This is a genomic window from Coprococcus sp. RTP21281st1_F1_RTP21281_210402 (assembly GCF_040915325.1).
Classification (GTDB): Bacteria; Bacillota; Clostridia; order Lachnospirales; family Lachnospiraceae; genus Coprococcus; species Coprococcus aceti.
Genome location: NZ_JBCPDQ010000017.1, coordinates 1 through 12923 on the forward strand (window position 1 = coordinate 1; position 12923 = coordinate 12923).

Genomic DNA, 12923 nt, shown 5'->3' on the forward strand with positions numbered 1-12923 from the left:
GTATATAGGGGATTGGTCAAATGGTATGATAGGAGTCTCCAAAACTTTTGGTGGGAGTTCGATTCTCTCATCCCCTGTTTGTTAGACGTCAGAAACCTTGATTTTACAAGGTTTCTGGCGTTTTTTATTTATATAAGAAAAGTTGACTTAGCCGTACGGCTTATTGTATAATCAGAACTATACAAAATTAGCCGTACGGCTTATTTGCAAAGCGTATATATATAATTTAGCCGTACGACCATATGATGTGTATGAAGTTATGTGTTGATAATTTGATATAGAAAGACGAGGAATATGTATGAAAATAATAGATTCAAAATCTTTGGGTGAGGCAATCAGAATAAGAAGAAAAGAACTGAAATATACTCAGGCTTATATAGCAGAATTTACAGGATTTAGTGTAAGTTTTATTTCGGATTTGGAAAGAGGTAAGGCTACAGCAGAAATCGGAAAGGCAATTACAATTATCAATTTACTGGGAATGGATATTCTCGTAGAAAAGAGAGGTTAGAATATGAGAAATTTGGGGGTTTGGATAGAGATTGGTGGCTTGCAGACATATGTAGGTCGTATAATTGGAGAAAAAGAAGAAGATGCTAGATTCTCATATGCAGAAGAGTATTTATCTGGTAACATAGCCAGACCGATATCAATTCATTTGCCATTATCTGAAAATGCATTTTCCGTTGATGATACAAGGAATTTTTTTGAAGGTTTGTTACCTGAAGGATTTACCAGAAGATGTGTGGCTGGGTTATTGCATACAGACGCAAATAATTATCTGTCATTATTAGCCGGGTTAGGTAATGAGTGTCTGGGAGCAATAAAAATTACAGATGAGAATAACGAAGTAGTAAATGCAGATTATCAGAAATTGACAATTGATGAGGTTAGTCAGTTGGCAAGAGAAGGAGCAATGGAGACTGCGGAGTTAGTCACAAAGTCACATTTGTCACTTACAGGAGCATCTGGAAAGGTTGGGTTATATTATGATGAAAATAATAAAGATTGGTATTTACCCAAAGGGTCAGCGCCAAGTACACATATAGTAAAGCAGAGTCATGTAAGGCTTGACGGAATAGTTACAAATGAGCAGTTGTGTATGATGACGGCAGGAAATATGGGAATAGAGATTCCTGAAAGTTTTATAGTCAATGTCGGAGATGGCAGAGATGAGGAAGTTTTGCTAGCAACTAAAAGATATGATCGTGCAATAAAGGACGGATTAAAAAAAATCAATGGGTTAAGTGTTCCGTACAGGTTACATCAGGAAGATTTCTCTCAAGCGATGGGAATTTCGGCGCATAACAAATATGAGAGTGATAATGCCGGATATTTAAAAATGATGTTTGAGATCATAAGACAGAAATCGTTCAACCCGATAGCAGATCAATTGAAAATGTGGGATATATGTATATTCAATTACCTAATAGGCAATACAGATAATCATATCAAAAATGTTTCATTGCTTTATGATGAAGAGTTGAAAACAGTACGTTTGGCACCGGCATATGACATATTGAGTACTGTGATATATACAAGCAGTACCAGAGATATGGCATTTAGTATTGGGAATGAGTATGATATCGAAAAGATCACCAGAGATTCATTTAGAAGAGAAGCGGCTAATATTGGACTAGGAGAGCAAATGGCCATGAAGCGGTTTGATTATTTGGCAAATGCTTTTCCAGATGCGCTGAATAAAGCATGTGATGAATTACTGGGCAAGGGATTTAACAAGGCGATTGATATTTATGAGAGAATTAGGGACAAGAGGAGAGAGTTTATTTCATAAGAAATACAAGATCAATGACTAATGCTTGGACTATGCAAGAAGGGACAGAACGTTTTAGTAAAATACGACAAAAACATAATAAGGATTTTGTTATGGGTTATGCGTTTAACCTTTGTAAAAATCAGATTTTGATTGTACCATGTAATTACAAATTCAGGTAAAGAGGGTATGGATATGATACATAACAGGGTTAGGATTGTGGATGTCGCAGATGCACTAGGACTTAGTACCGCAACTGTCTCAAAAGTGATTCATGGAAATACAGAAAAGATTTCAGATGAAACAGTAAAACGTGTTCAGCAGGAGCTTGAAAGGACAGGATATATCCCGAATATGGCAGGCATTCTGCTTGCGAGAAACAACTCAAGAATCATTGGAGTGGTGGTGAATGACCATGTGAAGTATGAAGGGGGGGTTTAGAAGATGGATTCGTGATGGCATCACTGGCGAATGGATTATAATTCTCGCCAATGGAAGATATTTCAATGAATTGTGGAATCTTCGTTCATCCCTGGCGAAATGAAATTATAGTAATGGGAAAAGAACTGATTAAAAGGTTTGAAAAAAACAAGGAAATACTAGGACTTTAAAGATATGGAATTAAGACTATTACGCTATTTTCTGACAGTAGCAAAAGAACAGAGCTTTACAAAAGCAGCAGAACAATTGCATATTACCCAGCCAACGCTTTCAAGACAAATGGCGGCATTTGAAGAGGAGCTTGGAGTAACATTATTTATTCGTATGGGGAAGAGAAGTTCACTCACTGATGAGGGAATTCTATTAAAAAGGCGAGCCCTGGAGATTCTTAATCTTGAGGAAATAACACTAGAGGAACTTAAAGGGAAAGAAACGGTAGTAGAGGGCACTATAACCATTGGATGCGGTGAATTTGCGGCAATGGAGACATTGGCGAAGATATGTAAAACGTACAAGGAAAAATATCCGCTGGTTCAGATTGCATTGCATACTGCAACAGCAGATGCAGTGTATGAGATGATGAGCAAAGGACTTGTAGACATTACATTGTTCTTGGAGCCAGTGGACACCGAAGGTTTGGATTATATCCGGATTACGGATTGTGATCACTGGTGTGTTGGAATGCGGCCAGATGATCCGCTGGCCCAAAAAGAGTTTATAAAAAAGGAAGATCTCATAGGAAAACCATTGATCCTGCCCGAAAGAGGAAATGTTCAAAGTGAACTCGCCAATTGGTTTGGAAAAGACTTTTCGAAACTGCAGATTGCTTTTACGAGTAATCTTGGAACCAATGCCGGAGTCATGGCAGCAAATGGTTTGGGGTATCCGATATCAATCGAAGGTGCCGCAAAGTATTGGAGAGATGACATTCTTGTACAACGAAAAATTTTTCCTGAAATTACGACAAGTACCGTGATTGCCTGGAGACGAAACATTCCATATTCCCTGGCGGTCAGTAAGATGATAGAAGAAATAAATGCTTTTCAGGCATAGGAGAGAATTTAATTGACAAGACTCTTGAATTTGTATCCAGGTGGTAGGGGATGAAATACCAGTTATTGACAAAAAGTTATAAATGATATAGTATAGCAACAATTAAAAAGAGCTTGTCTCGGCACGTAAGAAGACTATAGATTTTGCTGTTTCTGAACATAACAGTTTTATCTATAGTCTTTTTATTTGGCAACAGGAGGTTGTATGAGTAAAAGAGAGTGGATAAAGAAGATAACTGTTATAATAATTGGTTCAGTTATTGCCGCATATGGTATAACCCTGGCATTGTATGCCGGATTTGGCGGTGCAACGCTTGCGGTATTATGGCAGGGAATATCCGGTACGTTTCATGTGAGTATCGGAGCAGCATCGTTCATCGTGGCGGTGATAATGATACTTTTTGTGCTCATATATGACAGATCGCAGATACATATAGGAACGATACTTTACCAGATCGTTTACAGTCTGTGTGTTGATCTGTTTGCGCAAATGCATGTCTACAGCAAATACATATGGCTCAATATGTTGATCATGCTCGTCGGAATTGTGCTGTTTGCGGTGGGAACAGGACTGTATGCGGCAGCAGACCTTGGGCGTGGTTCATATGAGGCCGTGACATTTGCGCTTGCAGAGAAGAATCACTGGCAGGTGAAGGTAGTCAGAATGATACTTGATGCTACCATGGTTGTGATAGGTGTGATCCTTGGGGGAAAGTTCGGTGTGTGTACGGTTGTTACTGTGATTGTATCGGGGCCAATAATTCAGTTTACTGTTGGGAGAGCAAAGAGAATCATAAAACTATAAATTCTCTTTCCTATATTCATTCGGCGTAATCCCATAGTGCCTGTGAAACAACTCACAGAAATAGCTCGTACCGGAAAATCCATAGGCGTATGTCACATCGGTCACGGACATAGAAGAGTTTCTAAGCATAGCACATCCCTTTTCAAGGCGATAGTTGTTCAGGTATTGCATGGGTGATACCGACAGGTATTTCTGGAAAAGAGATGTGCATTTTGTTTTGCAGCAGCTTCCGGCGCTGGAGATGTCTTTGAGCAATAGCTTGCCTGGATAATTCTTCTGGATGAATCCGATCATGGCGGTGAGTGACAGGAGGTCATATGAATTTTCTACATTCTTATTCTGAGTATCCATAGTGCAGGCATCTGCTGTTGACAAAGTTGCAAATTATAACTGTACAATCCTTGACGTTGCAAAGGTGACCATAGGTGACAATTGTTTCATGGCGCCAAATGTAGCGATATACACAGCAGGTCATCCGATATATCCTGATGTGCGCAGTGCTATGTGGGAGTATGGCAAGGAAGTGACCTTTGGGGACAACGTGTGGATAGGCGGCAACACTGTGATCTGCCCTGGCGTGCATATTGGAAGTAACGTTATAATCGGTGCGGGCAGTGTTGTTACAAAGGATATCCCTGATTGGGCAGTTGCAGTGGGAAATCCATGTAAGGTGCTTCGCATGATCACAGAGGATGACAAGAGAAGACTTTTCCGCGATGAGGAGATAGACGATGAAGCCTGGGCTGAGATCTGCCAGAAGCTGGGCTGGTAATGTTACACCACAGGTTCATTGAATTTTTCTGGGTGTCAGTGCATAATGAGAACAACGTGGGCTGACACGATTCAATCCGAGGTTACATTACTTGTGACCTATCCTGTTGCGAAAGATACAGGACGCTGGCAGGCAGCGAAAAACTTTGCTCCAATGCCGAACGTAAGGGTCGGTCTCGTTGTTCGGACAACAGAAAAATCAGTCATTAGAGGGTGGGAGTATTACTGAGGCAATACACCATCCTCTTAAATTTGTGCTGTTCATCATACTTAATATAACTTATGAATTTGTCTGATTGAATTTAAAATAATTAGTGCTAAAATGAAGTTGGTTAGGAAAAACTAACTAGATGAGTATACAGACGAAAGGTGGTTATATTTGTGATGAGCATTTTACTGAGTATAGGTCTTGTTGTTTACATAATATTACTTATAATAAGCTGTAAGAATAAGGGTAATAAGAAGATACAGATTGCAACGCAGTTGGTTCAGGGCGCACTATGGACTCTGCTTGCGGTGGACAACTGGCAGAATGGACACTTGATTACACTGATCGTATATGTGGTGATCATTGTACTTTCATTTGCAGGGGCCGTGCATTTGGTTGTTAAGAAGTAGGAGAGACTCAGATTAATATTGATTTGAGGTTGTGTCAGAGGAGATGATGTGGTTATGTCATATGAAGAATATAAAAACATGAATGTTCGTATAGAACTGCTAGAAATTCTGGCTGAGGCAGAAGATGATGTGAGAAATGTCAGGGTTGCCCCTGCATCCGAGACATTGGGCGATTTGAGAAAAATGCTTCAAGAGGGGTGATCTGTTTTAAAAGTCTGCTCAGGCGGTTGGCGGTGCTGTTGGTCACAATCCAATATCAATCGTCATCCCGTGTCACAGAGTAGTCGGTACAAATGGAAGTCTGACCGGTTATGCAGGTGGAATAGACAAGAAGATCAAGCTGCTGGAGATAGAGAAAACAGATATGAAAGATTTATTCAGACCTAAGAAAGGAGCAGATCAGTTTATGCCGCACACCCTGCAGACCTCATGAACCCAGCGATCGGCGTCAAGCAGTAGTTCTTCGTGCTGCAGATCAAATTCACAGATATCCGGATCGGCGAAACACTTCCTGTAACGCTCAAGATATTTCTCCCCCATTTTCTTGGCGTAGAATACGTGGATAGTCGTTCCGGGTACGTTTATGTGTTCTCCAACGCTTGTGTACAGGTCGGTGCAGAACTGATTCTTCATGGACTCCTTGGATATGAATGAAAAGTCTATTCCACTTCCTTTGCCCATGATCTCCATGAATTTCTTCATATATTCAGAACTGTCATTTCCTTCGTTCATTTTCTTCTCAAATACTTTTTTCAGAATACCGCTTTCCTTGCCGGTGATAAAAGGATAGAACATAGGCATCATGATGGCTGTCTCAAGTTTTGCCAGCCACTTTGGCGCCTGATCCATGTCGCTTGAACCTATGATTCCATGATCTATATGTATATCCTGACGCCCAATCAGGAGAGAGACAAATGAACCTCCGAGGGAACAGCCGTACGCTGCAAACAGCTTTCCGTCAAGCTTATCTTTGATGTAGTTCTCAACCTTCAGAACTTCGTCAAGCTCTGAAATAAATGTAGAATTCTCCGTATCGTCAAATCCACTGTAGCTGACAACCAGAGTATGAAAGTGCTCCTGAAGCCCATCAAGAACGTGTCCAAAGTTGGTTTTCCAATAGCAGCAGGTGCCAGGAAAGAGCATGATGCTCGGTTTATTTTTATCCCCGAATTCGTAAATTTTCATAAAAATATTCTCCCAATTGTTTGTTAATGTGCTAAAATCAAGCACGTTAGACATACCTAACTAATGCAGATACTAGCACTGGCGAAAGCGACTGTCAATGTAAGTTCCTAATTGTCCCATATCTCCGGAATCAATGCCCTTGTCTTGACTTCAATTAAAACATAACGGTGTTTTTGTATGTTGTAGAACAGCATATCAATAAATTTTTTAGCATCTCCGACAAAAAAGGGTATTCTTTGCTGACAAAAGCAAATTCACGATCTAATTCAAGAAGAATTTTTGGGGAATTATCCATGATTGCATCTTTCAATTCTTTTTCATCATACCCTTCTCTGAGATTAAGAAAATGCAAAGAGGAAAGTCAGAGAATGAGAATTATTACTATTTTCTTGACAATAAAATAAAAATAGAATATAATCCTTATTAAGAACTAATCCCAATAATGAGCGGCGACAAGCAGGAAAAATGCCATTCAAAAAAATCTTGATATATTGGTAGAGGAAGGTGCGTAAAGTGCAGCGAGATTTTTGATGCGGATATGGATGAAATTACCGAATTTGCTGGAAAAAATTCGTAACATTCATGGAATTGAATTTTTGGATTATGATATTTCATTTAAAGACATTTGCCCGAAATGCAGGGAGAAAAATAGTAAAGAAAACGGAGGTAAAAGAGATGGCAGTAAACAAATATGCAGGAACACAGACAGAGAAGAATTTACAGGAGGCATTTGCAGGAGAGTCTCAGGCGAGAAATAAGTATACCTATTTTGCTTCTGTAGCGAAAAAGGAAGGCTATGAGCAGATGTCTGCATTATTTTTAAAGACCGCAGATAATGAGAAAGAACATGCAAAGATGTGGTTCAAGGAATTAGCAGGAATTGGTGATACAAAGAAAAATCTGGCGGCAGCTGCAGAAGGCGAGAATTATGAGTGGACAGATATGTATGAAGGCTTTGCGAAAACAGCCGAAGAAGAAGGTTTCCCTGAGCTTGCAGCAAAATTCAGAGCAGTAGGAGAAATTGAGAAGCATCATGAGGAGAGATATCGTGCACTTCTTAAGAATATTGAAACTGCACAGGTATTTGAAAAGAGTGAAGTTAAGGTATGGGAATGCCGTAACTGCGGACATATCGTGGTAGGAACAAAGGCTCCTGAGGTATGTCCGGTATGTAATCATCCACAGAGCTATTTTGAAGTACATGAAGAGAATTATTAAGGAGATGAGATTATTACGAAAAAGCAAGTGATTAATTCAAAAAAAGCAGTAATGATAGGCTGTGGTTTTGTCGGTTCTGCGTCAGTCTTTGCTTTAATGCAGAGTGGCTTGTTTACAGAGATTGTCCTTATCGATGCAGATAAGAACAAGGCAGAAGGAGAAGCGATGGATATCAGTCATGGTATTCCATTTGCGAGTCCGATGAAAATATATGCCGGAGATTATGATGATGTGGCTGATGCTGCAATTGTTGTCATATCTGCCGGAGCGGGACAGAAACCGGGAGAGACAAGGCTTGATCTCGTAAATAAAAATGTAGCAATATTTAAGTCAATCATTCCTGAAATAGCAAAGAGAAATTTTGCAGGTATCATGCTTGTAGTTGCGAATCCGGTAGATATCCTGACTCAGGTAGCCATAAAGTTATCAGGACTTCCAGAAAACAGGGTTATTGGATCGGGTACTGTGTTAGATAGTGCCAGATTAAGATATAAGCTTGGTGAGCATTTATCTGTGGACAGCAGGAGTGTTCATGCATTTATAGTAGGTGAGCATGGAGACAGCGAAGTTGTAGCATGGTCATCAGCCAATGTATCTGGTGTTCCATTAAGTGAAATGTGTGAAATGCGTGGACATTACAAGCACAAGGAAAACACGGCAGAAATAGCTACAGCAGTCAAGAACAGTGCTTATGAGATTATAAACAAAAAGCACGCTACATATTATGGAATTGCAATGTCTGTAAAAAGAATCTGCGAAGTGATTATGAGAGATGAAAAATCAATACTTCCTGTATCACACATGATTCATGGAGTATATGATATTGACGGAGTATCGTTAAGTATGCCAGCTATTGTAGGTGCAGATGGTATTGAGTCTGATATACCTATTAATTTAAGTGGCGAGGAAGCGTTAAAGCTTAAGGAATCTGCAGATTCATTGAAAAAGATTATGGAGACAATTGAATTATAAATTTTACACATGGAAGGAGAAAAAGGCATGGAAGTAAAGTATTATATATGTAAGCATTGTGGAAACATTGTTGAAAAGGTAAAGGATAAGGGTGTACCTGTAATTTGTTGCGGAGAACCTATGCAGGAATTAAAAGCCGGAGTGACAGATGCTGCTGTCGAGAAGCATGTACCTGTATATACTATAGAAGGCAGTCATGTTCATGTCGTGGTCGGAGAGACAAAACATCCAATGCTTGAAGAGCATTTCATTGAGTGGATTACATTAAATACAAACCAGGGAATATACAGAAAACAGTTAAATCCAGGGCAGGAGCCGGTAGCAGATTTTTGCCTTTGCGATGGTGAACAGGTAGAAGAAGTATATGCATATTGTAACCTGCATGGATTATGGAAATGCTAAAATATCAGTAAGCTATCAAATTTATTAGTAACTCATAAATTTGCTGATATCTTACCAGATGGGAGCAGATATAATATCATGGGTGCATCAAAAACAAAGGAGATGTGCTTATGCTTACAGAATCAGTGATAAAATTATTAAAAAATGAAATGTGGGATCTTGCCACATGCTCAGATGGTTAGCCGAATGTTGTGCCTGTTGCATTCAAGGATGTGACAGAGTATGGCAAGCTTGTGGTTGGTGATGTGTTCCTTGAGACAACTCTTGTGGAGACTATAATAGGGCTACGTCGTACAGATTCGTGAAAATCCTTGAATTTACGCACTTTTGCAGCTTTTTCAATTTCGGCAGAACCGATGTGAAAAGGCATAAAAAGCAGATAGTGGACAGAATTCATGTCGTTGTCGGCTATAGAGTCGACACGAGGGACACAATATTCTTTGATGAATAAAAGTGAATAAAATAGCCAATTTGGCAGGGATATTTAATTACAAATATTGAATATCCCTGCCTTTTATTTTTCTATTCAAGGAGGTGTCTATATGTTAAAGATAAGGCTTCAAGGGACAAAAAATGACATACGTTGGTTTGTACGTTTACTTCAGAGAGATAAACGATTTGAAGTAAATAATGTTTCGACTTTTTTCGATAATGTTGGAACAGATAAATATAAACGTGTGTATGCAGAAGTATCAAGAAAGAAAAAGGATTCTGGTAAGAAACCAAGTAACGTTATGCAGGTAGAAGAAAAATGTCACTATGTAGGAAGTGGCATGGTGATTCGATAGGGAATGGAGGTACAACGGTATGTGTAAAGTAATAGCAATCGTGAATCAAAAAGGTGGCGTAGCAAAGACTACGACAACAGTGAACTTAGGTATAGGTTTGGTAAGAGAAGGCAAGAAGGTACTACTTATAGATGCGGATAGTCAGGGATCCCTTTCATCAAGCCTTGGCGTAGCAGAGCCTGATGAGCTTGATGTTACTCTCTCGACGATCATGGGTAAAGTGATCAATGATGAAGATTATGGAAAGCGGGAAGGGGTTATTGTACATGAGGAGGGAGTATCTTTTCTTCCATGCAATATCGAACTTTCCGGACTGGAAGTCACATTGGTAAATACCATGCGGAGAGAGTACATATTGAAAGAGTACATAACAAGTGTGAGAAACTTGTATGACTATATCCTGATTGACTGCAATTCCAGCCTTGGCATGGTGACAATGAATGCCCTGACTGCGGCTGATTCGGTCATCATACCGATAGAAGCAGCGTACCTTTCCGTAAAGGGGTTGCAACAGCTTATCACTACCCTTGGCAGGACAAAGAAATATCTGAATCCGAATCTTGGGATAGAGGGAATCGTTTTCACAAAGATGGTTGGACGTACCAATTACGCAAAGGAAATCAAGTCCATGGTGGAAGAAATCTATGGCAAAAATGTCCGTGTGTTTGGTGCGGTTATCCCACATTCTGTGAGAGCGGCAGAGACTTCCGCAGAGGGTGTGAGTATATTCAAGCATGACCCAAGAGGAAAAGTTGCGGCGGCGTATAAGAAGCTCGCAAAGGAGGTGCTTGCAGATGAATAAATCCAATAGTGCTTCCAAGATAAAGATGAAATCATTTGACGATCTGTTTGGTACAAACGAAAATCTGGAACAGGCAAATGCAAATGGTGGTGAAATCCGAGAAATACCTTTAGCAAGTCTGCATACATTCAGAAATCATCCGTTTCAGATCCATGAAGATAAGCTAGAGGAAATGGTAGAGAGTGTCAGACAGTATGGCGTGCTTGTTCCAGGAATTGCGAGAATGCGACCGCAGGGTGGTTATGAAATTATTGCCGGACACACAAGAAAGGCTGCCTGTGAACTTGCCGGTCTTGATACCATGCCGATGTTCATTCGCAATCTGAATGATGATGAAGCTACCATTGTCATGGTGGACAGTAACATTCAGAGAGAAGATATCTTTCCAAGCGAAAAGGCAAGGGCGTATAGTATGCGTTACTATGCCATGAAACATCAGGGCATTAAGGGAGATAAGGGTAGTAGCCTTGATATCATGAGTGAGGAAACCGGCGAGAACGCAAAGAAGATTCAGCGATATATCAGACTTGCAAAGCTCTCTGATGAACTGCTTGACTTTGTTGACAGGAAAAAGATTGGTTTTATTCAGGGTGTTGATCTTTCGTATCTGAACGAGGAGCAGCAGCAGTGGGTACTCGATATAATACTCGACAGGAATATATTCCCTAATATAGAGCAGTCGGCAAGACTAAAGGCATCCTGCCGGGAAAATATGCTTACACAGGAAGAAGTGAGGAACATCATGCTTCCGGAACAGGTGTTAGCAAAGCCGAGAAAGGTAACGTTCAAGGCAGACAGATTGGATGACTACTTTGATGAAGGATATACGGAAGAAAAGATTACAGAGGTTATAATAAACCTCTTAGATGAATGGAAGAAAAGAGGTGAGAGGGCATGACTAATATTGTAAATACCGGTAATGCGTCGGTGGATGCGCTGGCAGAGATGAGCATTAGTGGCAATGTTACACCGGTAAATTGGTATAAAACAATTTTGCGTGAAAATGGCAAGCCATACCTTCTCGCTATCTGTGTGTTGTCGGAAATCGTGTATTGGTATCGTCCTGTGGAAGTACGGGACGAGCATAGCGGCATGACAATTGGTTACAGAAAAAAGTTTCGAGAGGATTTGCTACAGAAAACCTACAATGATTTTGCCGAGCAGTTTGGAGAATCACGGAGAAGTGTGAAGGCAGCGTTTGACAGACTAGAGGAAATCGGTGTGATCCGTCGTGAATTCCGTAACATAGAAACAAATAGCGGAATGGTCTTAAATAATGTCATGTATATTGATCTATGCGTTGATAGACTTTACACATGTACATATCTGGACATACCAGGAGATGACGAAGATGTAGAAAACACAGGGGAAGAAATACAAAAACAGGCTGAAAACCAAGCAAATAAGCCTGTTACAAAATTTTGTACCTCCTCATACAAAACTTTGTATGACCCTCCTACAAAATTTTGTAACACCCCCTACAAAACTTCGTATGACCCTCCTGCAAAATTTTGTAACACCCTCCCACAAAACGATGTACCACCTCATACAAAGTTTTGTAAGACAAATACAGAGAATACTACAGAGAATACGGAGGAGATTACCTATCCTATCATTCCATCAGGCACAGGCGTGAAAACTGATACGATGGATAGGATGGATGAAGTGCGCTCATTTATCAAAGACAATATTGATTATGACGTATTGCTTCAGTGCCATCCTACAGAGAAGATGGACATAAACGAATTGGTGGAGCTGATGGTTGAGACCATAGCGGTTAAACAGCCAGTAATCCGTATCAATAAATATGATTTCCCATATGATGTTGTTCGGAGCAGATTGGAGAAGATAGATTTTCATACGATGGAGTATGTGCTGGAATGCCTTCGCAACAATACTACAAAGGTACGCAACATACGAAGCTATATGCTCACGACACTGTATAATGCTCCGGTAACATGTAGTAATTACTATAAAGCAGAAGTAAACCATGACTTCTATGGTAAGTAACGATTCATAGCTGCTGGAAACAGCAGTTGACTATATATTTTTCACCTTCCCTTCCTTTTGAGGGGCAGGAGGGCACACCTGCCTC

General features: G+C 40.1%; 16 protein-coding genes, 1 tRNA gene and 4 pseudogenes. 18 read left to right on the top strand and 3 right to left on the bottom strand.

What is annotated here, in order from left to right; translation table 11 throughout:
- Positions 1–6: 6 nt before the first annotated feature.
- The 6 genes and pseudogenes from AB5150_RS15265 (at position 7) to AB5150_RS15290 (ending at position 4072) form a co-directional block, all read left to right on the top strand.
- Positions 7–77: transfer RNA gene (locus AB5150_RS15265), tRNA-Trp, on the top strand.
- Positions 78–298: 221 nt separating this feature from the next.
- A complete protein-coding gene (locus AB5150_RS15270) occupies positions 299–511 on the top strand; it encodes a helix-turn-helix domain-containing protein (RefSeq protein WP_004853489.1) in 213 nt (70 codons plus the stop codon).
- 3 nt (positions 512–514) lie between these two features.
- Positions 515–1795 carry a type II toxin-antitoxin system HipA family toxin gene (locus AB5150_RS15275; protein WP_349819045.1) on the top strand — a complete coding sequence of 427 codons (1281 nt, stop codon included), beginning with the start codon at positions 515–517 and terminating at the stop codon, positions 1793–1795.
- A gap of 174 nt (positions 1796–1969) precedes the next feature.
- Positions 1970–2241: pseudogene (locus AB5150_RS15280) on the top strand (LacI family DNA-binding transcriptional regulator); the annotation flags it as partial.
- Positions 2242–2389: 148 nt separating this feature from the next.
- A complete protein-coding gene (locus AB5150_RS15285; RefSeq protein ID WP_368292151.1) occupies positions 2390–3268 on the top strand; it encodes a LysR family transcriptional regulator in 879 nt (292 codons plus the stop codon).
- Between the two features lie 204 nt (positions 3269–3472).
- Positions 3473–4072 (top strand): YitT family protein, encoded by a 600-nt coding sequence (locus AB5150_RS15290; RefSeq protein ID WP_368292152.1) that lies wholly within the window; start codon positions 3473–3475, stop codon positions 4070–4072.
- Here AB5150_RS15290 and AB5150_RS15295 read toward each other — a convergent pair.
- Positions 4067–4423 (bottom strand): helix-turn-helix transcriptional regulator, encoded by a 357-nt coding sequence (locus tag AB5150_RS15295; protein WP_173795097.1) that lies wholly within the window; start codon positions 4421–4423, stop codon positions 4067–4069. The genes AB5150_RS15290 and AB5150_RS15295 overlap by 6 nt on opposite strands.
- A 28-nt stretch (positions 4424–4451) precedes the next feature.
- Here AB5150_RS15295 and AB5150_RS15300 point away from each other — a divergent pair.
- The 4 genes and pseudogenes from AB5150_RS15300 to AB5150_RS15315 form a co-directional block, all read left to right on the top strand.
- Positions 4452–4844: pseudogene (locus tag AB5150_RS15300) on the top strand (sugar O-acetyltransferase); the annotation flags it as partial.
- 383 nt (positions 4845–5227) lie between these two features.
- Positions 5228–5461: a hypothetical protein gene (locus AB5150_RS15305; RefSeq protein WP_022216573.1), complete on the top strand. Its 234-nt coding sequence runs from the start codon at positions 5228–5230 to the stop codon at positions 5459–5461.
- A 54-nt stretch (positions 5462–5515) separates the two neighbouring features.
- A complete protein-coding gene (locus AB5150_RS15310) occupies positions 5516–5662 on the top strand; it encodes a hypothetical protein (protein WP_243106243.1) in 147 nt (48 codons plus the stop codon).
- A 13-nt stretch (positions 5663–5675) separates the two neighbouring features.
- Positions 5676–5894, top strand: a pseudogene (locus tag AB5150_RS15315) (methylated-DNA--[protein]-cysteine S-methyltransferase); the annotation flags it as partial.
- Here AB5150_RS15315 and AB5150_RS15320 read toward each other — a convergent pair.
- Together AB5150_RS15320 and AB5150_RS15325 are read right to left on the bottom strand one after the other, a co-directional pair.
- The gene (locus AB5150_RS15320; protein ID WP_368292153.1) at positions 5861–6646 is read right to left on the bottom strand and encodes an alpha/beta hydrolase; all 786 of its coding nucleotides are present in this window, start codon (positions 6644–6646) and stop codon (positions 5861–5863) included. The pseudogene AB5150_RS15315 and the gene AB5150_RS15320 sit on opposite strands and share 34 nt — an antisense overlap.
- Positions 6647–6753: 107 nt before the next feature.
- Positions 6754–6840 carry a hypothetical protein gene (locus AB5150_RS15325; protein ID WP_330376155.1) on the bottom strand — a complete coding sequence of 29 codons (87 nt, stop codon included), beginning with the start codon at positions 6838–6840 and terminating at the stop codon, positions 6754–6756.
- Between the two features lie 308 nt (positions 6841–7148).
- Between AB5150_RS15325 and AB5150_RS15330 the strand changes: the two are divergent.
- The 8 genes and pseudogenes from AB5150_RS15330 to AB5150_RS15365 all read left to right on the top strand — a co-directional run.
- A pseudogene (locus tag AB5150_RS15330) lies at positions 7149–7314 on the top strand (transcriptional repressor); the annotation flags it as partial.
- Between the two features lie 7 nt (positions 7315–7321).
- The gene (rbr, locus tag AB5150_RS15335; protein ID WP_044998372.1) at positions 7322–7864 is read left to right on the top strand and encodes a rubrerythrin; all 543 of its coding nucleotides are present in this window, start codon (positions 7322–7324) and stop codon (positions 7862–7864) included.
- A 27-nt stretch (positions 7865–7891) separates the two neighbouring features.
- On the top strand, positions 7892–8836 hold the full coding sequence (locus tag AB5150_RS15340; protein WP_021739968.1) for an L-lactate dehydrogenase: 945 nt from the start codon (positions 7892–7894) through the stop codon (positions 8834–8836).
- 27 nt (positions 8837–8863) lie between these two features.
- On the top strand, positions 8864–9238 hold the full coding sequence (locus AB5150_RS15345) for a desulfoferrodoxin family protein (RefSeq protein ID WP_022216261.1): 375 nt from the start codon (positions 8864–8866) through the stop codon (positions 9236–9238).
- Between the two features lie 542 nt (positions 9239–9780).
- On the top strand, positions 9781–10026 hold the full coding sequence (locus tag AB5150_RS15350) for a hypothetical protein (RefSeq protein ID WP_044998373.1): 246 nt from the start codon (positions 9781–9783) through the stop codon (positions 10024–10026).
- A gap of 19 nt (positions 10027–10045) precedes the next feature.
- Positions 10046–10828 (top strand): ParA family protein, encoded by a 783-nt coding sequence (locus AB5150_RS15355; protein WP_008400179.1) that lies wholly within the window; start codon positions 10046–10048, stop codon positions 10826–10828.
- A complete protein-coding gene (locus tag AB5150_RS15360; protein ID WP_055147659.1) occupies positions 10821–11726 on the top strand; it encodes a ParB/RepB/Spo0J family partition protein in 906 nt (301 codons plus the stop codon). The genes AB5150_RS15355 and AB5150_RS15360 overlap by 8 nt, the downstream gene beginning before the upstream one ends.
- Complete coding sequence (locus AB5150_RS15365; protein ID WP_008400177.1) at positions 11723–12838, top strand: DUF6017 domain-containing protein; 1116 nt, start codon at positions 11723–11725, stop codon at positions 12836–12838. Before AB5150_RS15360 ends, AB5150_RS15365 begins: the two co-directional genes overlap by 4 nt.
- Positions 12839–12923 lie beyond the last annotated feature (85 nt).